The organism is Streptomyces sp. TG1A-60, from assembly GCF_037201975.1.
Lineage (GTDB): Bacteria > Actinomycetota > Actinomycetes > Streptomycetales > Streptomycetaceae > Streptomyces.
In genome coordinates, this window is record NZ_CP147520.1 from 2,526,778 (window position 1) to 2,547,989 (window position 21,212).

At 70.0% G+C, this 21,212-nt stretch carries 22 protein-coding genes; 5 read left to right on the forward strand and 17 right to left on the reverse strand.

The genetic code is table 11. The features are described from left to right. Positions 1–83 precede the first annotated feature (83 nt). Positions 84–476: an SCO5389 family protein gene (locus WBG99_RS10220; RefSeq protein WP_338896031.1), complete on the reverse strand. Its 393-nt coding sequence runs from the start codon at positions 474–476 to the stop codon at positions 84–86. Positions 477–875: 399 nt separating this feature from the next. Here WBG99_RS10220 and nucS point away from each other — a divergent pair, with 399 nt between their 5' ends. Next, positions 876–1,547, forward strand: a complete 672-nt coding sequence (gene nucS / locus WBG99_RS10225) for an endonuclease NucS (protein WP_338896032.1) — start codon at positions 876–878, stop codon at positions 1,545–1,547. A 30-nt stretch (positions 1,548–1,577) separates the two neighbouring features. Here nucS and WBG99_RS10230 read toward each other — a convergent pair whose 3' ends face one another. From WBG99_RS10230 to WBG99_RS10240, 3 genes are all read right to left on the reverse strand, one after another. Next, positions 1,578–4,154, reverse strand: a complete 2,577-nt coding sequence (locus WBG99_RS10230) for an ATP-binding protein (protein WP_338896033.1) — start codon at positions 4,152–4,154, stop codon at positions 1,578–1,580. Between the two features lie 298 nt (positions 4,155–4,452). Further along, the gene (locus WBG99_RS10235; RefSeq protein ID WP_033526497.1) at positions 4,453–4,776 is read right to left on the reverse strand and encodes an STAS domain-containing protein; all 324 of its coding nucleotides are present in this window, start codon (positions 4,774–4,776) and stop codon (positions 4,453–4,455) included. Between the two features lie 185 nt (positions 4,777–4,961). Beyond that, positions 4,962–5,810, reverse strand: a complete 849-nt coding sequence (locus WBG99_RS10240) for a 3-hydroxyacyl-CoA dehydrogenase family protein (protein WP_338896034.1) — start codon at positions 5,808–5,810, stop codon at positions 4,962–4,964. A 395-nt stretch (positions 5,811–6,205) separates the two neighbouring features. On the opposite strand from WBG99_RS10240, the gene WBG99_RS10245 reads away from it, so the two are divergent. After that, positions 6,206–6,793, forward strand: a complete 588-nt coding sequence (locus tag WBG99_RS10245) for a cob(I)yrinic acid a,c-diamide adenosyltransferase (protein WP_338896035.1) — start codon at positions 6,206–6,208, stop codon at positions 6,791–6,793. 70 nt (positions 6,794–6,863) lie between these two features. On the opposite strand, the gene WBG99_RS10250 is transcribed toward WBG99_RS10245, so the two are convergent. Further along, entirely contained in the window at positions 6,864–7,439 is a 576-nt protein-coding gene (locus tag WBG99_RS10250; protein ID WP_338900280.1) for a hypothetical protein, read from the reverse strand. A gap of 154 nt (positions 7,440–7,593) precedes the next feature. Here WBG99_RS10250 and WBG99_RS10255 point away from each other — a divergent pair, with 154 nt between their 5' ends. The 3 genes from WBG99_RS10255 (at position 7,594) to WBG99_RS10265 (ending at position 9,629) form a co-directional block, all read left to right on the forward strand. Then, positions 7,594–8,790 carry a histidine kinase gene (locus WBG99_RS10255; RefSeq protein WP_338896036.1) on the forward strand — a complete coding sequence of 399 codons (1,197 nt, stop codon included), beginning with the start codon at positions 7,594–7,596 and terminating at the stop codon, positions 8,788–8,790. Further along, the gene (locus tag WBG99_RS10260; RefSeq protein ID WP_338896037.1) at positions 8,787–9,428 is read left to right on the forward strand and encodes a response regulator transcription factor; all 642 of its coding nucleotides are present in this window, start codon (positions 8,787–8,789) and stop codon (positions 9,426–9,428) included. The genes WBG99_RS10255 and WBG99_RS10260 overlap by 4 nt, the downstream gene beginning before the upstream one ends. Positions 9,429–9,503: 75 nt before the next feature. Continuing rightward, entirely contained in the window at positions 9,504–9,629 is a 126-nt protein-coding gene (locus WBG99_RS10265) for a hypothetical protein (protein WP_338900587.1), read from the forward strand. Positions 9,630–9,635: 6 nt separating this feature from the next. On the opposite strand, the gene WBG99_RS10270 is transcribed toward WBG99_RS10265, so the two are convergent. The 12 genes from WBG99_RS10270 to glyA all read right to left on the reverse strand — a co-directional run bounded on the left by WBG99_RS10270 (position 9,636) and on the right by glyA (position 21,132). Beyond that, entirely contained in the window at positions 9,636–10,091 is a 456-nt protein-coding gene (locus tag WBG99_RS10270; protein ID WP_338896038.1) for a DUF2550 domain-containing protein, read from the reverse strand. A 132-nt stretch (positions 10,092–10,223) separates the two neighbouring features. Next, positions 10,224–10,598 (reverse strand): F0F1 ATP synthase subunit epsilon, encoded by a 375-nt coding sequence (locus WBG99_RS10275; protein WP_338896039.1) that lies wholly within the window; start codon positions 10,596–10,598, stop codon positions 10,224–10,226. A 216-nt stretch (positions 10,599–10,814) separates the two neighbouring features. After that, positions 10,815–12,251, reverse strand: a complete 1,437-nt coding sequence (atpD, locus tag WBG99_RS10280) for a F0F1 ATP synthase subunit beta (RefSeq protein ID WP_338896040.1) — start codon at positions 12,249–12,251, stop codon at positions 10,815–10,817. Then, entirely contained in the window at positions 12,251–13,165 is a 915-nt protein-coding gene (locus WBG99_RS10285) for a F0F1 ATP synthase subunit gamma (protein ID WP_338896041.1), read from the reverse strand. The genes atpD and WBG99_RS10285 overlap by 1 nt, the downstream gene beginning before the upstream one ends. A 21-nt stretch (positions 13,166–13,186) precedes the next feature. Then, entirely contained in the window at positions 13,187–14,782 is a 1,596-nt protein-coding gene (gene atpA, locus WBG99_RS10290; protein WP_338896042.1) for a F0F1 ATP synthase subunit alpha, read from the reverse strand. 118 nt (positions 14,783–14,900) lie between these two features. Further along, positions 14,901–15,716 carry a F0F1 ATP synthase subunit delta gene (locus WBG99_RS10295; RefSeq protein ID WP_338896043.1) on the reverse strand — a complete coding sequence of 272 codons (816 nt, stop codon included), beginning with the start codon at positions 15,714–15,716 and terminating at the stop codon, positions 14,901–14,903. Beyond that, complete coding sequence (locus WBG99_RS10300) at positions 15,713–16,270, reverse strand: F0F1 ATP synthase subunit B (protein WP_338896044.1); 558 nt, start codon at positions 16,268–16,270, stop codon at positions 15,713–15,715. Before WBG99_RS10300 ends, WBG99_RS10295 begins: the two co-directional genes overlap by 4 nt. A 42-nt stretch (positions 16,271–16,312) precedes the next feature. Then, positions 16,313–16,543, reverse strand: a complete 231-nt coding sequence (gene atpE / locus WBG99_RS10305) for an ATP synthase F0 subunit C (protein ID WP_338896045.1) — start codon at positions 16,541–16,543, stop codon at positions 16,313–16,315. A gap of 70 nt (positions 16,544–16,613) precedes the next feature. Next, a complete protein-coding gene (atpB, locus tag WBG99_RS10310; RefSeq protein WP_338896046.1) occupies positions 16,614–17,435 on the reverse strand; it encodes a F0F1 ATP synthase subunit A in 822 nt (273 codons plus the stop codon). Positions 17,436–17,660: 225 nt separating this feature from the next. Beyond that, on the reverse strand, positions 17,661–18,098 hold the full coding sequence (locus WBG99_RS10315) for a hypothetical protein (protein ID WP_338896047.1): 438 nt from the start codon (positions 18,096–18,098) through the stop codon (positions 17,661–17,663). A 358-nt stretch (positions 18,099–18,456) separates the two neighbouring features. Continuing rightward, positions 18,457–19,740 carry an MraY family glycosyltransferase gene (locus tag WBG99_RS10320; protein WP_338896048.1) on the reverse strand — a complete coding sequence of 428 codons (1,284 nt, stop codon included), beginning with the start codon at positions 19,738–19,740 and terminating at the stop codon, positions 18,457–18,459. A gap of 129 nt (positions 19,741–19,869) precedes the next feature. Next, positions 19,870–21,132 (reverse strand): serine hydroxymethyltransferase, encoded by a 1,263-nt coding sequence (gene glyA / locus WBG99_RS10325; protein ID WP_338896049.1) that lies wholly within the window; start codon positions 21,130–21,132, stop codon positions 19,870–19,872. Between the last annotated feature and the right edge of the window lie 80 nt (positions 21,133–21,212).

Below are 21,212 nucleotides of genomic sequence, written 5' to 3' on the forward strand. Positions count from 1 at the left end.
CGCCGTCGTACGGGGGAGCTTGCCGCCCCGCTTACTGATGCACCTCCCGCGGTTGGAGCGGCAAGCCGTGCTGCGTCACGACCTCAGCAATCCCTGAGTTCCGGGGACTGGTTGAGGAGTTGGCCGCGGATCGAGGTGAAGCGGGCCAGCCTGTCGTCCACGGACGGGTCCAGCGGGAACACCGCCACCCGGTGGCAGTTCTGGAAGGCCAGCCGTATACCGAAGTGACGCTGCAGCGCACCGCGAATCGCGTCACTGGCGAGCGCGCGCAGCAGCTGTCCGCGTGCCTGCTCGTCCGGCGGCGGCGTCTGGTTGTCGGCGAACTCTCCGCCGTCGACCTTCAACTGGGCCACCAGAGAGCTGATCATCTCCCACGCATAGGGCAGGGAGGTCCGGACGCAGTCGACGAAGGCGGCTTCGTCGACCTCGCCTCGCTCGGCCTGTTCGAGTAGGGCCGGTGAGACGTCGAGCGACATGGGTTCTCCTCTCGCACCCCCGTCATCACAGGGGTTGACGGACAAGGTCGGGGATCGGAGAACACGCAGCGTGCACGGTTCGCGACCTCCCGTTTCTACGGTATGCAACCGAACGTGACCGCACCAGGAGATTGCGCGCACCGACAGGGCCCGTGACGCACACAATCAGCCAATGCCGAACACGAGTTGACAGAGGCACATGCCGGGGGACGGCGGAGGGCCGCACGAGGGGCGGGAGACCGTGACGGAGGGCGACAGCCGCCGTCCTCGGCCGCCGCGGCGGCCGAGGACGGTCGAACGGCCCCCGGCCGGGCGTTCCGGCGGCCGAACATGCCTTGCCGCCGCGATTGCGGCGGTCGAATCGCGCACACCCGTCGGCGTCGAGTAGCGTTGCCGACCATGCGTCTCGTCATTGCCCGCTGCTCCGTCGACTACGCGGGCCGGCTCACCGCCCATCTCCCCTCGGCGCCCCGCCTGATCCTGGTGAAGGCGGACGGCAGCGTCTCGATCCACGCGGACGACCGGGCCTACAAGCCCCTCAACTGGATGTCGCCGCCGTGCACGCTGAAGGAGGGCACCGGCGAGGAGGAAGGCGTCTGGACCGTCATCAACAAGGCGGGCGAGAAGCTCATCATCACGATGGAGGAAGTCCTCCACGACTCCTCGCACGAACTGGGCGTCGATCCCGGTCTGATCAAGGACGGCGTCGAGGCGCACCTCCAGGAACTCCTCGCCGACCGCATCGAGACCCTCGGCGAGGGCTACACCCTCATCCGCCGCGAGTACATGACGGCCATCGGCCCCGTCGACATCCTGTGCCGGGACGCCGACGGCGCGACCGTCGCGGTCGAGATCAAGCGGCGCGGCGAGATCGACGGGGTCGAGCAACTCACCCGCTATCTGGAGCTGTTGAACCGGGACCCGCACCTCGCGCCGGTCCGCGGCATCTTCGCGGCCCAGGAGATCAAGCCCCAGGCCCGCGTTCTCGCCACCGACCGCGGCATCGGCTGCGCGGTCCTCGACTACAACGCGCTGCGGGGCATCGAGGACGACAAGCTGCGGCTGTTCTGACGGCCGCACGTCGCGGGCGGCCGGGCGTCGTCAGGCCACCGTCTCGCCGGAAGAGCTGACGCCGCTCTGCGACGCGCTCGCGGATCCGACGGGATCGCCGGAGGTGGACGCACTGGCGCTGTTCGAGTCCTCCGGCGAAGGCGGGTCCCCGGACTCGTCGCCGGTCGGCGTCGAGCTGGGCGTCGGAGTCGGGGTAGGCGTCGGGGTGGGCGTGGGCGCCCCGGACTCGTCCTCGCTCTCGGACGGCGTCGGCGTCGGCGTGGGGGACTTCGTCGGGGACGGCGCCGGGTCGTGCGACTCGTCCGTGCCGGTCGGCTCGTCCGTCGGCTCCGCGCTGTCCGTCGGCGTCGGGTCGTCGGCGGTGCCGTACGTGCCGTCGGGGCCCGGATCGGTCGGCTCGGGCACGCTGCCCGGGCCGTCCTGGTCCTCGCCCGTCCTGGGGCGGTCGGCGCTGAGCCCGTCGTCGTCGACGCCCGCGCTGGCGGACGGGTTGACGCCGACCTTCTCGGCCGGGGTGTCGCCGTTGCGGTCGGAGGTCGCGCCGAGGGTCACCACGGTGCCGAGGACGGCGGCGAGCAGCGCACCCGCGCCCGCGGCGACCACATTGCGCCGTGCGCCGCCCACGAGGCTCTTCACGCCGCTGAGCTTGTGGGCGGGCGAGCCGCCGTCGGCCCGTTGGGTGACGAGCGCCGTGCCGCCTGCCGACGCGGGTCCACCGACACCGATCGCGCCGAAGCCCGTCGGGGTGTACGCCGAGGGCACGCCCCCGGGCGGGGAGGCCGACTCCTCGCGCCGGGCGTCCGGCACCTCCTCCCCCGCCGCCGTGCGCCCGCCGGGCGATGTCGCGCCGGAGCGGTCGGCGACCAGGGCGAGGGCTCTGCGGCCCGCGACCGCGCCACGCTTGTCGGCGAGGACGCCGCGCAGCCCGATGGACGCCTCCAGCTCGGCCCGGGCACGGTCCAACTGCCCGCAGCAGAGCGCGAGGACGCCCAGCTCGTGGTGGAAGTAGGCCTGTTCGCCGGTCTCCTCGGCGCGGCGAGCAGCCTCCGCACCCGACCTGAGCGCCTCCTCCCAGGCACTCCAGCGCAGCCCCGCGGCGAACGCGGGCGCCGCCTGCCGGGCCAGCCGCACGGCGGCGGTCGACTCGACCTCGTCGGGCTCGTCGGGCAGGGACGAGGGCCCCGACTTCTCCAGAGGGGCCGAGAGCTCGGCAGACGTCGGCACGAGCGCGCTCAGGGCGGCCAGGACGGCGTCCGCCTCGGCCGAGACCCGCTCGGGGGTGACCGAGGGGTGACCGGCCCACCAGGCGTAGTGCCGGGCGGCGGTACGGGCGCGCCCGGCCGCGCCGTCGGCGTACCCGGCGGCCTCCAGCTGGGTCCGTACGCCGGCCGCGAGCCGGTAGCGGTCGCCGACAGGTGTCAACAGGGCGCAGCCGACCAACTCGCCGAGGGCCGCGTCCGCGTGGGTGTCGCCCACCAGGGCGGGCAGATGCGCCTGGTGCGGGACCTCGCCGCCGAGTGCGACGGCGAACCTCAGGGTCTCGCGGGCCGAGGGGCTCAGCCGGGACGCGAGCAGCGCTGCGGGCGCGGCGCCCTCGGCGAGCGACGGCAGGGGTGTCCCGTGGTCGTCCGCGGGGGACTCGAAGGGCGCGTCGACGGGCGGCGCGTCCTGGAAGACCCCGAACTCGTCGACGGCGTCCGCGCCGGCCCGCAGCCGGTCCCGCTGCCTGAGCAGTGCCCCGGCCTGGGCGAACCGCAGGGGCAGGCCCTCGGACTCGAACCAGAGGTCACCGGCCCAGTTCGACTCGTCCTCGGTGAGTACCCGCCCGACGGCCCGCTCCAGCAACTGCTCGCCGGCGGGCCGGTCCAAGCCGCCGAGCACGATCTCTTCGAGGGGTGCGTCGGGGGACGGCAGGGGTGTGCCGGGGGTGGCGCCGACCAGGAAGGCGCACTCGGGGGTCGCGTCGAGCAGTTCGTCGAGCGCGGCGCCGCCGAACTCCAGGTCGTCCAGGACGACGACCGCGCCGATGTCCCGCACGAGGTCGAGGATCTGCTGCCGCGCGGGCCGGAACAGGGGTGTGCTGTACACGGCTGCGAACAGGTCGTAGAGCAGGTCGTCGACCGTACGCCGGAAACCGCTCAGCCGTACGACGCCGTCGGGTGCCAGGTCCGCGCAGTCCTCGGCGGCCACGTCGAGGAGCGCGGTGCGGCCGGAGCCGGGGGCGCCGGTGAGGCGGACGGAGCGGCCTCGCGCGAGGAGCCGTACGAGCCGGTCTCTCTCGTCGTCGCGCTTGAGCAGGGGGAGTGCGGGCAGCGCGGGTCCCGGGGGCACCGGCGGACGGGTGGCGCGGTCGATCCCGGCGCGCTCGGCGGGCGCGTGCTTCTCGGGCTGACCAGGCAGTTCGCCCGGTGGGCAGTTCTCAATCTCGCTGCCGTCGACAGGGTTGACGGTGAGCAGGAAGTCGCCGGAGACGAGCTGGACGGTGCGGGCGAGTGCCGGAGCGTGCTGGGCGAAGTCCTGCGCCAGCGGGTCACGTGGTGGACGTTTGCTCGGCGCCTGTCCGTCGTCGTGGCCGTACTCTTCGGATCCCCGGTTGATCGGGTCCATCGGTTCTAGCCCCCAAAAGCGTCTCGTGTGCTGGAGCCCCTCCCGGCCTTGCCGCACACCGCGCTGTCGCTTCTGGTCCGGAACCCGCTCGAGGGTTGCTGGCAGCTGGCAGCCGAACCCTAAACCTTCGCACAGTATCTCCGACAGTCCGGGGTACCGCGCCGCCCGGAACATCACGGTCTCGTGAGGATTGCGCCCGTGATGCGTTTCACCCCCATGGTCCTCATGACGACCGAGCGGCATTGACGACCGAGTGTCCCGCACACACCGAGCCATACGTACGGGCCCGTTCACGCGTTCACACTCTGGGCAACGACTCCAGTCCGATGCCGCCCTCGATCGCCAGGATGCGGTGCAGCCGGGTGGCCACGAGCAGCCGCTGCATCTGCGGTGGCACATCGCGCAGCACCAGCCGCCGACCGCACCGTCCCGCCCGCCGGTGGGCTCCCATGATCACCCCGAGTCCGGTGGCGTCCCAGGAGTCCAGCTCTGACAGGTCGAGCACCAGGTCGCCGGCTCCGTCGTCGACGGCCGAGTGCAGGACCGTACGGGCGTCCGCCGCGCTGCGTACGTCGAGGCGGCCCCCGACGACCAGCTCGGCGTGGTCGCCCCTGATGTACATAAGCGCTCCCCGTGGGTGCTTCTCGTACTCCGTGATATGGGTGATGCAACGTCTGACTGCGTTTGACACCGCCAGGTTGCCGTCTGTGAGCGAACCGATACCGAATTCACCTCAAGGAGTGAGACTCCTCAAGGCTCATGCGTTCACATGTGTGGGAAGTGCCACAGGTGACGCGCGGGTCGGTATCAGTACGGGTAGAAGCCCTGCCCGCTCTTGCGTCCGACGTCACCGGCGTCCACCATCCGGCGCATCAGCTCCGGAGGGGCGAACTTCTCGTCCTGGGACTCGGTGTAGATGTTGCTCGTGGCGTGCAGCAGGATGTCGACGCCCGTCAGGTCGGCCGTGGCCAGTGGTCCCATCGCGTGGCCGAAGCCCAGCTTGCAGGCGAGGTCGATGTCCTCGGCGGTGGCGACGCCCGACTCGTACAGCTTCGCGGCCTCGACGACGAGGGCGGAGATGAGACGGGTGGTCACGAAGCCGGCGACGTCACGGTTGACGACGATGCAGGTCTTGCCGACCGACTCGGCGAACTCCCGTGCGGTGGCGAGCGTCTCGTCACTCGTCTTGTAGCCACGCACCAGTTCGCAGAGCTGCATCATCGGCACCGGCGAGAAGAAGTGCACGCCGACGACCCGCTCGGGCCGCTCGGTGGCCGCCGCGATCTTGGTGATGGGGATGGCGGAGGTGTTCGAGGCGAGCACGGTGTCCTCGCGGACGATCTTGTCGAGGGTGCGGAAGATCTCGTGCTTCACTTCGAGCTTCTCGAAGACGGCCTCGACGACGATGTCGGCGTCGGCCGCCGCGTCGAGGTCGGTGGTGGCGGTGATCCGCCCCAGCGCCGCCTCGGCGTCCTCGGCGGCCAACTTCCCCTTGCTCACGAACTTCTCGTACGACGCGGTGACGCCCCCGATGCCACGGTCCAGCGCCTCGTCGGTGACATCACGCAGGACGACGTCCCAGCCCGCCTGTGCGGACACCTGGGCGATCCCGGACCCCATGAGCCCGGCTCCGATGACGGCGAGCTTCCGTGCCACTGTGCGACTCCCCTGGTACGCGCTGTTGATGACTGACCTCTCGGCCGGACACTAGCGCTCGTGAGAGGCTGTGTGACCCGGAAGTAACGCGTGTCACGTCTCAAGCCCTGAGACGGTGGTCACGTCTCGGCTGACGGACTCGGCGCTCGTCCCGGCGACCTGAGCCACAGGCTTCCACCTGAGCGGACGGAGCGCCAACACCTTGCGGGTGCACGCCGGTTGGCGCTTCACAGGCCGGCACACGCCAGGGTCTCCACGGCTGCGACCAGCACCGCTCCCGCACCTCTCCACCGGACACCAACCGATCGCCATGCCTACAACGGCGCTACCCGGCTCCAGGGCACGGGTGCGATCCAAGAACAATCGCGCAACGACGAACGGTCTACATTGGCGCCATGGTCAATCTGACGCGTATCTACACCAGGACCGGCGACCAGGGCACCACCAACCTCGGGGACATGAGCCGGGTGCCCAAGACCGATCTGCGGATCTCGGCGTACGCGGACGCCAACGAGGCCAACGCGGTGATCGGGACGGCGATCGCGCTGGGCGGGCTGGCGGAGGAGGTCGTCAAGGTCCTCACCCGGGTGCAGAACGACCTGTTCGACGTGGGGGCGGACCTCTCCACACCCGTCGTCGACAACCCCGCGCTGGTGAAGGACACAGTCCCGCCGCTGCGTGTCGAGCAGTTCTACATCGACAAGCTGGAGGCGGACTGCGACCACTTCAACGAGCGGCTGGAGAAACTCCGCTCCTTCATCCTGCCCGGCGGTACGGCGGGGGCGGCCCTGCTCCACCAGGCCTGCACGGTCGTCCGCCGCGCCGAGCGCTCCACCTGGGCTGCCCTGGAGGCCCACGGCGACCGGATGAACCCCCTCACCGCCATGTACCTCAACCGCCTCTCCGACCTCCTGTTCATCCTCGCGAGGACGGCGAACAAGGAGGCCGGGGACGTGCTGTGGGTGCCGGGAGGGGACCGCTGAGCGCCGGGGTGGCTCCCGACCGAAGCTGATGCCGGGGCAGGCGACGTTCGCCCCGTCGCCTGCCCCGGCACTAGCGCGTCTCGACCGGCTCCCGTTCCGCGCGCTTCTCGGTCTCCGGCGCCTTCTTCGGCCAGATCAGGTACGCCAGGGCCACCAGCCCGTGAATCCCGACGGCCCGGAGCGCCACCCACTGGAACGACCTCAGCGACTCGACGTTCCCGTCGTCGCCGACGTACCAGAGGGCCGCCTGGAGCAGCGCCAGCGCCACCCCGGCCGCCACCACCGTCCGCGTCCACAGCCTTCCCTCGTGGCGAGCCCGCGCCATGCCGTACTTCGGTGGTCCGGCCGGCCTGGGCCCGCCGCCCAGGCGGTGCGCCGCGTGGCCGTCCAGCCAGCGGATCACGTAGTGGCCGTAGCCCACGGTGAAGCCGATGTAGAGCGCCGCCAGGCCGTGTTCCCAGCCCGGCTCGGCGCCGTTCTTCAGGTCGATCGCGGTCACGACGAACAGCACCAGCTCCAGCACTGGCTCGCACAGCAGCAGCACCACACTCGTCCGGCGCCACTTCAGCAGGTAACGGACGGTCAGGGCCAGCGCCAGCAACACCCAGAAGCCGACCTCGCAGGCGATGATCAACGCGACGATCACGGACTCGCTCCTCTCGGTCACCCTTCCAGGCTCCCGGCCGCCGGCCCCCGGATCGTCGTCGGCGGTGACGAAGTCGCGGTACATCGAAGGATGCAGTCCAGGACCGTGCCCGGGGACCAGGCGCCGGGCACCCGCCGCGTGTTGGATGTAGGGCATGGCCGTACGACTGCCGCGCCCGCACCGCATCGACGTGTACATCGCCGTCGCCGGACTCCTCGGCGGCCTGCTGCTGTGGGGTCTGGACCTCAGCACGCGCACGGCCCGCGACGGGATCGTGGTGCTTGAGGGCCGCTGGTGGATCCTGCTGCCACTCGTGGTGACCGTCGGCTGCGAGGCGCTGCGCCGCACCATGCCGCGCGCGGCCGTGCTGGCCGGGTGGGCCGCGCTGACCCTGGACACCATCACCCAGGGCAACCTGGTCACGGTGGTGATGTTCACCGACCTTGTGTACGCGGCGGTGCTGTACGGTCCGCCCGCGACGGCCCGCCGGGTCCCCTGGATCGCCGGGCTGGCCACGGTGGCCTTCACGGTGGTGCCCCTCGGGGCATTCCGGAAGCCCGATGCCCTGTTGATCGGCCTGGTCGTCGGCCTGGTCGCCCTCATGCCCGCCATGACCGGCTGGATCGTCCGCAACCACCGCGACGCCGCCGAGGCCGCCCGGCTGCGGGCGGAGCAGACGGCCCTGCTCTCGGAGATGGACCGCGCCCAGGCCGTCGCGTCCGAACGGGCGCGTATGGCGAGAGAGTTGCACGACATGGTCGCCAACCACCTCTCGGCGATCGCCATCCACTCCACGGCCGCGCTCTCGCTCGACGACCCGGGCACCTCCCGGCAGGCCCTCGGCGTCATCCGGGAGAACAGCGTCGAGGGGCTCGCGGAGATGCGCCGGCTGATCGGCATCCTGCGCGACGACAGCGGCGACACCGAGCCCGCCGCCGCGCCCACGCTCGACGGGCTGGGCGCGCTCGTCGAGGGCGCCCGCACCAACGGCCTCGACGTGACGCTCGACGCCGACCACGCCGAGGCCCTGCCCGCACCCGTCGAACTGGCGGCCTACCGCATCGTCCAGGAATGCCTGACCAACGCCCTCAAGCACGCCGGCCCCGGCCGGGTCACGGTGGCTTTGCGGCAGTCGGACGGCTCACTCGACATCGGCGTGACCAGCTCGTACGGCCGCCGCGACGGCCCGGGCGCGCCCGGTTCCGGCGCCGGTCTGGTCGGCATGCGGGAGCGGGCCACGCTGCTCGGCGGCACCTTCGAGGCAGGCCCCACGGTCGATCCGGCGTCCCGCGAGGCCAAGGTCTGGGCCGTACGCGTCACCCTCCCCGTCACCGAAGGAGAACCCGCATGATCCGTGTGCTCGTCGCCGAGGACCAGTCCGCCGTACGGGCCGGGCTGGTGCTCATCCTGCGCAGCGCACCCGACATCGAGGTGGTCGGGGAGGCGGCGGACGGGGAGCAGGCGGTGGCGCTCGCCCGGGAGCTGCGGCCGGACCTGGTGCTGATGGACGTGCAGATGCCCCGGCTGGACGGGGTCTCGGCGACCCGCCAAGTCGTCGCCGAGGATCTCGCGGACGTGCTCGTGCTCACCACCTTCGACCTCGACGAGTACGTCTTCGGTGCGCTGCGGGCCGGCGCCGCCGGGTTCCTGCTCAAGGACGCGGAGGCGAAGGACCTCATCACGGCCGTGCGGACGGTGGGGCGCGGCGAGGGCCTGATCGCCCCGGCCGTCACCCGGCGTCTGATCGCCGAGTTCGCCGGCGGGCCCGTGCGTGAGCCGACGGCCGATCCGTCCGTCCTCGGCTCACTCACCCGGCGCGAGCGGGAGGTGCTGTCCTGCCTCGGGAAAGGGCTGGCGAACGCGGAGATCGCCCAGCGGCTGGACATGGCCGAGGCGACGGTGAAGACCCACGTCAGCCGCCTGCTGGGCAAGCTCGATCTGCGCAACCGGGTCCAGGCGGCCGTGCTGGCACAGGAGTGGGGAGTCTGACCCTGGCCCGGTCCGGAGCCACCCCTCTTCCTCCCCGCCGGGGGCGCCCGGCATGAACGCACTGGTCCAGCCCCATTGACCGCCTTCGCCGGGTCCCGCAAGGCGGTCGTCGAGGACCCGCGCTGGGCCGACGTCTTCGACGGCCTCGACATCACCGACTCCCCCGGACTCCGTCCCGGGGGAGTGCCACCCAACGAGTGAACGCGGCTACGCCACGTTCACTCGTTGTCCGGGCGGGGCTGCCTCCAGCCACGCCAGGAAACCGGTCAGCGCGTCCTCGCTCATCGCCAGTTCCAGACGGGTCCCGCGGTGCTGACACGCGAGGACCACGGCGTCGGAGAGCAGCGCCAACTCCTCCTCGCCCTCGGGGGTGCGTCGCCCGGCCACCTCGATCGCCGAGCGCTCCAGAACCCGGCGGGGGCGGAAGGAGTAGGAGAAGACGCGGTACCACTCGATGCGGTCACCGTTGTAGCGGGCCACGCCGTAGCCCCAGCCCTTGCCGTTCTCGTCGCCCTTTCCGGGTTTCTCCGGGGCGTCCCAGCGGAGGCTGCAGTCGAAGGTGCCGCCGGAGCGCTGGATGAGGCGCCGGCGCAGTCCGAAGACGAAGAGCCCCACCACCACGAGCGCGATCACCGACCCGCACACAGTCAGAGCGAGGACCATCGACACCGACCTCCTCGTCTCCTAGGTAACGGAACGTAAAAAGCACCCATATTCGCCTCAGCCGCGGCTGGGTCAGGATGAGGCATCCCGTCCCAGCCGCGGCTGAGGTACAGCATCACACGACGCGCGGGCTCAGCGCGCCGCCGCCGTGCGCAGTCGTACGTCCGCGAGGCGCTCGGCGGCGGTGTCGCCCTCCGCCTTCGCGCGCTCCAGCTCGCGCCGCGCGGCCTGGACGTCGATCTCGTCTACCAGTTCGGCGACCTCGGCCAGCAGGGACAGCTTGTTGTCCGCGAACGAGATGAAACCGCCGTGCACAGCGACGACGACGGTGCCGCTCTCACTCGTACGGATGGTCACCGGGCCCGACTCCAGCACACCGAGCAGCGGCTGGTGACCGGGCATGACGCCGATGTCGCCGGACGTGGTGCGCGCGACGACCAGGGTGGCCTGCCCCGACCAGACCTCTCGGTCGGCCGCGACCAGGGCGACGTGCAGCTCAGCAGCCAAGGTGGCTCCTCGGGTCATCACCCGACGGTCCCGCCGGGTGTGGGGTACAAGTCTAGTAGGGCGCCGGGAGTCAAATCGCGCGGGCCCACCCCAGACCTTTCGGCTGGGGGTCCGGGGGGCTTCCCCGGGGGAATGCGGCAGAGGGAGTACAGAGGAGGGGCGGGACGCACCCCTGAGGTGTGGTCTCGCCCCCCACTGTTCACGAGTCGCCGGACGTCAGGAGACGCCGAGCTCCTTCGCGTTCTTCTTCAGGTCCTCGATACCACCGCACATGAAGAACGCCTGCTCCGGGAAGTGGTCGTACTCGCCGTCGATGATCGAGTTGAACGCTGCGATCGACTCGTCCAGCGGCACGTCCGACCCGTCGACGCCGGTGAACTGCTTGGCGACGTGGGTGTTCTGGGACAGGAAGCGCTCCACGCGACGGGCACGGTGGACGACGAGCTTGTCCTCCTCGCCGAGCTCGTCGATACCGAGGATCGCGATGATGTCCTGCAGGTCCTTGTACTTCTGCAGGATGCTCTTCACCCGCATGGCGGCCGTGTAGTGGTCCGCCGCGATGTACCGCGGGTCGAGGATGCGGGACGTCGAGTCCAGCGGGTCCACGGCCGGGTAGATGCCCTTCTCGGAGATCGGACGGGAGAGCACCGTCGTCGCGTCGAGGTGGGCGAAGGTGGTGGCCGGGGCCGGGTCGGTCAGGTCGTCCGCGGGGACGTAGATCGCCTGCATCGAGGTGATCGAGTGACCACGGGTCGAGGTGATGCGCTCCTGGAGGAGACCCATCTCGTCGGCCAGGTTCGGCTGGTAGCCCACCGCGGAGGGCATACGGCCGAGCAGGGTCGACACCTCGGAACCGGCCTGGGTGAAGCGGAAGATGTTGTCGATGAAGAACAGCACGTCCTGCTTCTGCACATCGCGGAAGTACTCCGCCATGGTCAGACCGGCGAGGGCCACGCGCAGACGGGTGCCCGGGGGCTCGTCCATCTGGCCGAAGACCAGCGCGGTCTTGTCGATGACGCCGGACTCCGACATCTCCTCGATGAGGTCGTTGCCCTCACGGGTGCGCTCACCGACACCGGCGAACACCGACACACCGTCGTGGTTGTTGGCGACGCGGTAGATCATCTCCTGGATGAGCACCGTCTTGCCGACGCCGGCACCGCCGAACAGACCGATCTTTCCACCCTTGACGTACGGGGTGAGAAGGTCGATGACCTTGACGCCGGTCTCGAACATCTCGGTCTTCGACTCGAGTTCGTCGAAGTTCGGGGCCTTGCGGTGGATGGTCCAGCGCTCGCCCTCGTAGGTCTCGTCGACGTTCAGCACCTCACCGAGGGTGTTGAACACCTTGCCCTTGGTGAAGTCGCCGACCGGGACGGTGATCCCCGTGCCGGTGTCGGTGACCGGGGCCTGGCGGACCAGGCCGTCGGTGGGCTGCATGGAGATGGTGCGGACCAGGCCGTCACCCAGGTGCTGGGCGACCTCCAGGGTCAGGACCTTCTTCTCGCCGGCGTTGGCCGGGTCGGCCACCTCGACGTGCAGGGCGTTGTAGATCTCGGGCATCGCGTCGACGGGGAACTCCACGTCGACGACCGGGCCGATGACCCGGGCGACGCGGCCCGTGGCAACGGCCGTCTCAGAAGTCGTCGTCATTACTTGTCACTCCCCGCGGTCGCGTCGGAAAGGGCTGCGGAGCCACCGACGATCTCGCTGATTTCCTGGGTGATTTCGGCCTGGCGGGCCGCGTTGGCAAGGCGGGAGAGCGTGTTGATCAGCTCGCCCGCGTTGTCGGTCGCCGACTTCATCGCGCGGCGGGTGGCGGCGTGCTTGGAGGCAGCCGACTGCAGCAGCGCGTTGTAGATACGGCTCTCGACATAGCGCGGCAGCAGGGCGTCGAGGACGTCCTCCGCCGACGGCTCGAAGTCGTACAGCGGAAGGATCTCGTCCTTGGGCGCCTCTTCCGCGACCTGTTCGAGGCTGAGCGGCAGCAGCCGCGCGTCGAGCGCCTGCTGCGTCATCATCGAGACGAACTCGGTGTAGACGATGTGGAGTTCGTCCACCCCGCCGTCCGCCGTGTCCGTCTCGATGGCCTCGATCAGCGGGGCCGCGACCTTCTTGGCGTCCGCGTACGTGGGCTCGTCGGTGAAGCCCGTCCACTGGTCCGCGATCGTGCGCTCACGGAAGTTGTAGTGGGCGACACCGCGGCGGCCGACGATGTACGTGTCGACCTGCTGGCCCTCGGCCTCGAGCCGCGCCGTCAGCTGCTCCGCGGCCTTGATGGCGTTGGAGTTGAAGGCACCGGCCAGACCTCGGTCACTGGTCAGCAGCAGCACCGCGGAACGCGTGACCGTCTCGGCCTGCGTGGTCAGCGGGTGCTTGGTGTCCGAACCAGTGCCGACCGCCGTGACCGCGCGGATGAGCTCGGTCGCGTACGGCGTGGAGGCCGCCACCTTGCGCTGCGCCTTGACGACGCGCGAGGCGGCGATCATCTCCATCGCCTTGGTGATCTTCTTGGTCGCGGTGACGGATCGGATGCGACGCTTGTAGACCCGGAGCTGAGCTCCCATGAGTCAGGTCCCTTCCTTACGTCACTTGGAGACGTTGACGGCCGGAGCGTCCTCGCCGAGCAGCTTGCCGTCCGCGGTCTCGAACTGCTTCTTGAAGTCGGCGATCGCGTCGGCCATGGCGGTCAGCGTGTCGTCCGAGAGCTTGCCGCCCTCCCTGATGGAGGTCATGAGGCCCTGCTCCTTGCGGTGCAGGTACTCCAGCAGCTCCCTCTCGAAGCGGCGGATGTCGGCGACCGGCACCTCGTCCATCTTGCCGGTGGTGCCGGCCCACACGGAGACGACCTGGTCCTCGGTGGACATCGGCTCGTACTGGGCCTGCTTCAGCAGCTCGACCATGCGCTGGCCGCGCTCCAGCTGGGACTTCGACGCGGCGTCCAGGTCGGAACCGAAAGCGGCGAACGCCTCCAGCTCACGGAACTGGGCGAGGTCCACGCGCAGACGGCCGGAGACCTGCTTCATCGCCTTGTGCTGGGCGGAACCACCGACTCGGGAGACGGAGATACCGACGTTCAGCGCGGGGCGCTGACCGGCGTTGAAGAGGTCCGACTCCAGGAAGCACTGGCCGTCGGTGATGGAGATGACGTTGGTCGGGATGAAGGCCGAGACGTCGTTGGCCTTGGTCTCGACGATCGGCAGACCCGTCATCGAGCCCTTGCCCTCTTCGTCGGAGAGCTTGGCGCAGCGCTCCAGCAGACGGGAGTGCAGGTAGAAGACGTCACCCGGGTAGGCTTCACGGCCCGGCGGGCGGCGCAGCAGCAGGGACACGGCGCGGTAGGCGTCGGCCTGCTTCGAGAGGTCGTCGAAGATGATGAGGACGTGCTTGCCCTCGTACATCCACTGCTGGCCGATGGCCGAACCGGTGTACGGCGCCAGGTACTTGAAGCCGGCCGGGTCGGACGCCGGGGCGGCGACGATGGTCGTGTACTCCAGCGCGCCGTTCTCCTCCAGCGCGCCGCGGACCGACGCGATGGTCGAGCCCTTCTGACCGATGGCGACGTAGATGCAGCGGACCTGCTTGTTCACGTCGCCCGAGCGCCAGTTGTCGCGCTGGTTGATGATCGTGTCGACGGCCAGGGCGGTCTTGCCGGTCTGGCGGTCACCGATGATCAGCTGACGCTGACCACGGCCGATCGGGGTCATCGCGTCGACGGCCTTGTAGCCGGTCTCCATCGGCTCGTGCACCGACTTGCGCTGCATGACCGTGGGGGCCTGCAGTTCGAGGGCGCGGCGGCCGGTGGTCTCGATCTCGCCGAGGCCGTCGATCGGGTTGCCGAGCGGGTCGACGACACGGCCGAGGTAGCCCTCGCCCACGGCGACCGACAGGACCTCGCCGGTACGGGTGACCGGCTGACCCTCCTCGACGCCGCTGAACTCACCGAGGATGACGCAGCCGATCTCGCGCTCCTCCAGGTTGAGCGCGAGGCCGAGGGTGCCGTCCTCGAACTTCAGCAGTTCGTTGGCCATGGCCGAGGGCAGACCCTCGACCTTCGCGATGCCGTCGCCGGCAAGGGTGACCGTACCGACCTCCTCGCGCGAGGCCGCGTCCGGCTTGTACGACTGGACGAAGTTCTCCAGCGCGTCCCGGATCTCCTCCGGCCGGATCGTGAGCTCCGCCATCTGGGTTCCCTGCTCTCCTTGTTGGGCCCGAAGTTTCGGTGGGGGTCTGGGGGCGACCCCCAGGAATCCTCTGCACGGCCCAACCGGGCCGTAGGTACACGTACTGCTTGTGAAGTTGTCAGCTCGCCATGCGGCGGCCGGCGTCCTCGAGCCGGTCCGCGATCGAGCCGTTGATGATCTCGTCGCCGACCTGCACCCGGATCCCGCCGAGGACCTCGGGGTCCACGTCGAGGTTGAGGTGCATGGCCCGGCCGTAGAGCTTCGCCAGGGCGGCGCCGAGGCGCTGCTTCTGCGGTTCGCTCAGCGGGACCGCCGAGGTGACGACGGCGACCATACGGTTCCGGCGCTCGGCGGCGAGCTTGGACAGGGACTCCAGTCCCGCCTCCAGGCTACGTCCACGCGGCGCGGACACGAGGCGCGTCACCAGACGCTCGGTGGTGGCCTGGGCGCGACCGCCGAGCAGGCTGTGCAGCAGCTCGCCCTTGGCGGACGTGCTCGCGGCACGGTCGGTCAGCGCGGACCGCAGCCCGGTGTTCGAGGAGACGATCCGGCCGAACCGGAACAGCTCGTCCTCGACGTCGTCGAGCGTGCCGGACTTCTGCGCGTCGGTGAGGTCGGCCAGGTCGGCCAGCTCCTCCAGCGCGTCCACCAGGTCGCGAGCCTGCGACCAACGGGAACGCACCAGGCCCGCAACCAGGTCGGCGGTCGTCCCGCTGACCTGGCCGCCGAGGAGGCGGCCGACCAGTTCGGCCTTGGCCTCACCGGCCTGCGCCGGGTCGGTGAGGACCCGACGCAGCGACACCTCGCGGTGGAGGAGCGCGGTGACGGCGGCCAGCTCGCCGGCGAGCGAGCCCGCGTCCACGGACGTGGAGTCCGTCAGCGCGTCGAGACGCTCACGTGCGGCTGCCAGGGCCTCGCGGCTCGCTCCGTTCATCGCGTCGCCTCGGCCTTCTCGGCGGCGTCGTCGAGCCCGTCGAGGAAGCGGTCGATGACACGGCTCTGCCGGGCGTGGTCCTCGAGGGACTCCCCGACCAGCTTGCCGGCCAGGTCGGTGGCGAGCCTGCCGACGTCCTGGCGCAGCGCCGAAGCGGCGACCTTGCGGTCGGCCTCGATCTGGGCGTGACCGGCGGCGACGATCTCCTCACGCTGCCGCTGGCCCTCCGCGCGCATCTCGGCGATGAGCGCGGCGCCCTGCTCCTGCGCCTCCTGGCGCAGCCGCGCGGCCTCGTGCCGGGCTTCGGCGAGCTGAGCCTTGTACTGCTCGAGCACGCTCTGGGCCTCGGTCTGGGCGGCCTCGGCCTTCTCGATCCCGCCCTCGATCGCCTCGCGGCGCTCCTCCAGAACCTTGTTGATGTTCGGGAGAAGCTTCTTGGCGAGGAAGCCGAAGACGATGACGAAGGCGAGCAGGCCGATGACGACCTCGGGAATCTCCGGGATGAGGGGGTTCTGTGCCTCCCCCTCAGCCGCGATATGGAGCAGTCGGCTCATATCAGTGCCTTTCGCCTAGTGAGCTGTTCGCGAATCAGATGATCACAGGCCGTAGACGAACGGCATGACCAGGCCGATGAGGGCGAGCGCCTCGCAGAAGGCGAAGCCGAGGATCTGGTTGGCGCGGATCAGACCGGCGGCCTCGGGCTGACGGGCGAGGGCCTCGGTGCCCTTGCCGAAGATGATGCCGACGCCGATGCCGGGGCCGAACGCGGCGATGCCGTAGCCGATGGAAGCGATCGAGCCGGTGACGGCGGCAAGGGTGTAGGACATGCCAGTTCTTCCTTTTCTTCACGGACCGGTGGGGGTTGGCCACCGGACGACGGGGGGTCGGGGAGGGGGCTCAGTGGTGCTCGGCGAGCGCGCCCTGGATGTAGGTGCAGGTCAGCAGTACGAAGACATACGCCTGCAGGGCCTGGATGAAGAGCTCGAAGGCGGTCATCACGATGACCATCAGGAACGAGACGCCGGCGTAGGCGATGCCGATGCCGTTCAGCAGGTACCAGCTCGCGATGGTGAACAGCAGCAGCAGGATGTGGCCCGCGAACATGTTCGCGAAGAGTCGCACGGCGTGGGTGAACGGCCGCACGAGCAGGTTCGAGAAGGCCTCGATCAGCATGACGACGGGCAGCGCCCCGCCGAGCGACTTGTCGTAGCCGGTGAAGTTCTTCAGGGCGCCGACGAAGCCGTGCCGCCTGAAGGTCAGCGAGACCCACAGGACGTAGACGATCAGCGCGAGCGCCATCGGGTACGCGATGCTCGACGTGACCGGGAACTGGGCGACCGGAATGATCGACCAGAGGTTCAGCATCCAGATGAAGAAGAACAGCGCGACGACGAGCGGAACGTACCTCTCGCCCTCCTTCTTGCCCATGGTCTCGTAGACGACTCCGCGCCGGATGAAGTCGTAGCCCGCCTCGGCGACCATCTGGAGCTTGCCCGGAACGACCTGGGGCCTGCGGAACGCCGCCCAGAAGAAGCCGATCACGACGACCGAGCCGAGCAGCGCCAGCAACATCGTCTTGTTGAAGTACACGTCGCTGTCCGAGCCTCCCCAGAGGGGTTCGAACAGGAACGAGTGCAGCCCGGGCGACGGGAAGCCACAGCCGTCGAAGATGTGGCAGTCGGTCTCGAAGGCGAGCACCTGCGTGTGGTCAGCACTCACCGCGGGCTCCTTCAGCGTGGCGCATGGATTCGGCAACCTCGTGGTGTCGGCGCGGCGCGGAGCCGCGGATCGGCACGGGACTGGTGTTACGGATGTGGGGACGACTGCGGGACATCTCGCCCGGCGATACGGCAGGCGTCAGTTCAGATGCCCGCGCCCTCGATGCCGCAGATGACACCGGACGGTAGCAGGGTCTGCCATGCGCCCTTATTCCGGCCCTACGCCTCACGACGAATGCCCCGATTTCTCGTTCTTCGCACCCGTCGTCGACTCGGGCTCGACGTAAAGGATCTTGGCTTTCATGTGAGCACGCGCCTGTGCGGCGACCCAGGTGAGAGTGCCGGCGACCAGCGTGAGCGCGAAGACCTTCGGATCGAACAGCGTCGTGTCCTGGAAAAGGGCGATGAACATGAACATCAGCAGGATCTGCGCCAGGTACAGCATCAGACCCATCGCCTGGAAAAGGTTGGGAAGCGATTTGGCGGTCCACTGCAGGACATACAGGCCGACCCCCATGAACAGGAGCACGACCAGGATGGCGACGCCCGCCCCGATCGCACCCTTCCCACCGACGACCAGCCCGCCGACGACGGCGGCGACCACGCCGACGGCAGCCGTGGGCGCGGCGGCCTGAAGGAGGATCCGGACGTCATTGGACGGCATGGCGGCAACTCCGCTTTCACAGGGGGCAGGGTGTCGTCATGGACGAGCGTAGTCCCCGGGGGCGAGCGGAAATCTCGCGTCAACGGACCGTCGCACTGCGGCCCTTCGACTCCGTCCCGGGTTCTCGTGAACCGTATCACAAACTATTTGATGAGGTCTTTACCTGAATGGCGTGCCAGGTGTCACACATGAGAGTGAACCTGCCCGCCTGCGTCAAAACGACGCCGACTTGTCTGGTATAAGGCCGTTTGCACTGCCAGGGTCGTACAGGGCGTCGGCAAAGCGTTAGTCAGATTCTTACCTTGCCGGCGGGCCCGACGCCCCGGCCCCGCGCCCGCCCGCCGGGCGCCCGCACGCCTCAGCGGCGCGCGCCCGCCGGGCTCGGTTCCTCTTCGTGGGCCCGGCCGCCGATCGCCGTCGCGCCGTTCGGGGAGGGCGCCCAGTCGGGGACGGGCTCCGCGGCGACGGCGGGGGCCGCGCGGCGGCGGTAGCGGGGCGGCACGAAACGCTGCGCCCAGCGCGGGGCGCGGGGCGTGAAGCGGGGCAGCAGCAGGAGGAAGAGGCCGACACCGCTGAGCATGGCGATGGCGAGGACGATCCACATGGACGCCGCGTTCACGGTGTACGCCAGGGTGCCGAAGGCGATGACCGCCGACCAGAAGTACATGATGAGCACGGCCCGGCTGTGCGAGTGCCCGACCTCCAGGAGCCGGTGGTGCAGGTGGCCCCGGTCGGCGGCGAACGGCGACTGGCCGCGCCAGGTGCGGCGCACGATCGCGAGGACCAGGTCGGCCGCCGGGATCGCGATGATGGTCAGCGGCAACAGCAGCGGGATGTAGACCGGGACCATCGCGTAGACCGTGGTGCGCTCCGAGCCGTACAGGCCCATCGCGTCCGGGTCGACCTGCCCCGTGACGGAGATCGCGCCGGCCGCCAGCACCAGGCCGATCAGCATCGAGCCGGAGTCGCCCATGAAGATCCGCGCGGGGTGCATGTTGTGCGGCAGGAAGCCCAGGCACATGCCCATCAGCACCGCCGCGAAGAGCGTGGCGGGGGCCGCGGCCTCGATGCCGTAGCTGTACCAGAGGCGGTAGGCGTACATGAAGAACGCGCCGGAGGCGATGCACACCATGCCGGCCGCGAGACCGTCGAGGCCGTCGACGAAGTTGACCGCGTTGATGGTGATGACGACCAGGGCGACCGTGAGCAGGGTGCCCTGCCACTGGGTCAGCGCGACGATGCCGACACTCGGGATGGGCAGCCACAGGATCGTCAGACCCTGCATGACCATCACGCCGGCGGCGATCATCTGCCCGCCGAGCTTGATCAGGGCGTCGATCTCGAACTTGTCGTCCAGGACGCCGATGAGCCAGATCAACGCGGCCCCGGAGAGCAGCGCGCGCGGTTCGTTGGAGTCGGCGAAGACCTTGCTGAGGTTGGTCAGGTGGTCGGCGACCAGCAGACCGGCGCAGAGCCCGAAGAACATCGCGATGCCCCCGAGGCGGGGCGTGGGTTCTCGGTGGACGTCGCGCGCACGGATCTCCGGCATGGCTCCGGCCACGATCGCGAACTTCCGTACCGGCCCTGTCAGCAGGTACGTCACCGCGGCCGTGATACAGAGCGTCAGGAGGTATTCACGCACGGGCTTCCCCACAGGTCTCGCTGGCCATCACAGCCCCACACCCTAGCGATGCGCGCATATGGTCGGGGACTTCCGGGTAGCGACGATGGTTGCACGTGATGCTGTGCCTGGTGGTGCGTCTACCCCGCCTCAGCGCGGATACGGGGGAAATCTTCCAGCCAGGTCCCGCACTTCTTCACGCGCCCGCCTGCCGTCGCCGCCATCCCGCAGCACGCCCGCGAACAGCACGGCGAGGCGTGCCATCTCCGCCTCGCCCATGCCCTGGGTGGTCAGCGCGGCCGTGCCGAGCCGCAGGCCGCGGGCGCCGCCGCCGATGGCGTCGACGGCTCCGCCGTGGGGCAGCACGCAGCAGTCGAGGACGATCCCGGCGGCGGCGAGCCGTCCCCGCGCGGCGCGGCCGTCGACGCCGAGCGGCGCGGGATCGACGGTCAGCAGGTGGGTGTCGGTGCCACCGGTGACGACGACGAGCCCCTCCTCGGCCAGCCCTCGCGCGAGCGCGCGCGCGTTCGCGACCACCTGATGGGCGTACGCGGTGAACGCCGGTGCCGCCGCCTCCCCGAACGCGACGGCCTTCGCGGCGATGGTGTGCATCTGCGCGCCGCCCTGCGTGAACGGGAACACCGCGCGGTCCACCCGCTCGGCCGGCCCGCTCCCGCACAGCAGCATTCCGCCACGCGGCCCCCGCAACACCTTGTGCGTGGTGGCACAGACGATGTCGGCGTACGGCACCGGGCTGGGCGCCGCGCCCCCGGCGACCAGCCCGATCGGATGGGCCGCGTCGGCGATCAGGTACGCCCCCACCTCGTCGGCGACCTCACGGAAGAAGGCGTAGTCGATGTGGCGGGGGTACGAGGTCGAGCCGCACACGATGGCCTTGGGGCGGTGCGCACGGGCCAGGGCCCGCACCTGCTCGTGGTCGATGAGCCCGGACTCGGCGTCCACTCCGTACCCGACGAAGTCGAACCAGCGGCCGGAGAAGTTCGCGGGCGACCCGTGGGTGAGATGGCCGCCGAAGTGCAGCCCCATCGCCAGGACCGTGTCGCCGGGGCGCAGCAGGGCGGCGTACGCGGCCAGGACGGCCGAAGACCCCGAGTGGGACTGCACGTTGGCGTGCTCCGCCCCGAACAGCGCCTTCGCCCTCTCCACGGCCAGCCGCTCGGCGACGTCCACCATCTCGCAGCCGCCGTGGTACCGGGCCCCCGGATAGCCCTCCGCGTACTTGTTCGCCAGCGTCGACCCCAGGGCCGCCAGCACCGCGGGCGAGGTGAAGTTCTCGGCGGCGACGAGCTGCAGCGTCGTCGACTGCCGCTCGGACTCACCGAGCAGGATGTCGGCCAGTTCGGGATCCTGCCGCCGCAGGACATCGGCCTCTAGGACAGGGGTGACCGACATGAGGGGCTCCGGGGCATCGACGGTGACGTACGACCAATGTAGGCCGGGAACCCTCGAAACGCCCTGCGAACACCCCCGCT

Coding starts and splice junctions, on each gene's coding strand:
- WBG99_RS10220 (WP_338896031.1), bottom strand. CDS start 476: ATGTCGCTCGACGTCTCACCGGCCCTACTCGAACAGGCCGAGCGAGGC.
- nucS (WP_338896032.1), top strand. CDS start 876: ATGCGTCTCGTCATTGCCCGCTGCTCCGTCGACTACGCGGGCCGGCTC.
- WBG99_RS10230 (WP_338896033.1), bottom strand. CDS start 4,154: ATGGACCCGATCAACCGGGGATCCGAAGAGTACGGCCACGACGACGGA.
- WBG99_RS10235 (WP_033526497.1), bottom strand. CDS start 4,776: ATGTACATCAGGGGCGACCACGCCGAGCTGGTCGTCGGGGGCCGCCTC.
- WBG99_RS10245 (WP_338896035.1), top strand. CDS start 6,206: ATGGTCAATCTGACGCGTATCTACACCAGGACCGGCGACCAGGGCACC.
- WBG99_RS10255 (WP_338896036.1), top strand. CDS start 7,594: ATGGCCGTACGACTGCCGCGCCCGCACCGCATCGACGTGTACATCGCC.
- WBG99_RS10260 (WP_338896037.1), top strand. CDS start 8,787: ATGATCCGTGTGCTCGTCGCCGAGGACCAGTCCGCCGTACGGGCCGGG.
- WBG99_RS10270 (WP_338896038.1), bottom strand. CDS start 10,091: ATGGTCCTCGCTCTGACTGTGTGCGGGTCGGTGATCGCGCTCGTGGTG.
- atpD (WP_338896040.1), bottom strand. CDS start 12,251: ATGACGACGACTTCTGAGACGGCCGTTGCCACGGGCCGCGTCGCCCGG.
- WBG99_RS10285 (WP_338896041.1), bottom strand. CDS start 13,165: ATGGGAGCTCAGCTCCGGGTCTACAAGCGTCGCATCCGATCCGTCACC.
- atpA (WP_338896042.1), bottom strand. CDS start 14,782: ATGGCGGAGCTCACGATCCGGCCGGAGGAGATCCGGGACGCGCTGGAG.
- WBG99_RS10295 (WP_338896043.1), bottom strand. CDS start 15,716: ATGAACGGAGCGAGCCGCGAGGCCCTGGCAGCCGCACGTGAGCGTCTC.
- WBG99_RS10300 (WP_338896044.1), bottom strand. CDS start 16,270: ATGAGCCGACTGCTCCATATCGCGGCTGAGGGGGAGGCACAGAACCCC.
- atpE (WP_338896045.1), bottom strand. CDS start 16,543: ATGTCCTACACCCTTGCCGCCGTCACCGGCTCGATCGCTTCCATCGGC.
- WBG99_RS10315 (WP_338896047.1), bottom strand. CDS start 18,098: ATGCCGTCCAATGACGTCCGGATCCTCCTTCAGGCCGCCGCGCCCACG.
- glyA (WP_338896049.1), bottom strand. CDS start 21,132: ATGTCGGTCACCCCTGTCCTAGAGGCCGATGTCCTGCGGCGGCAGGAT.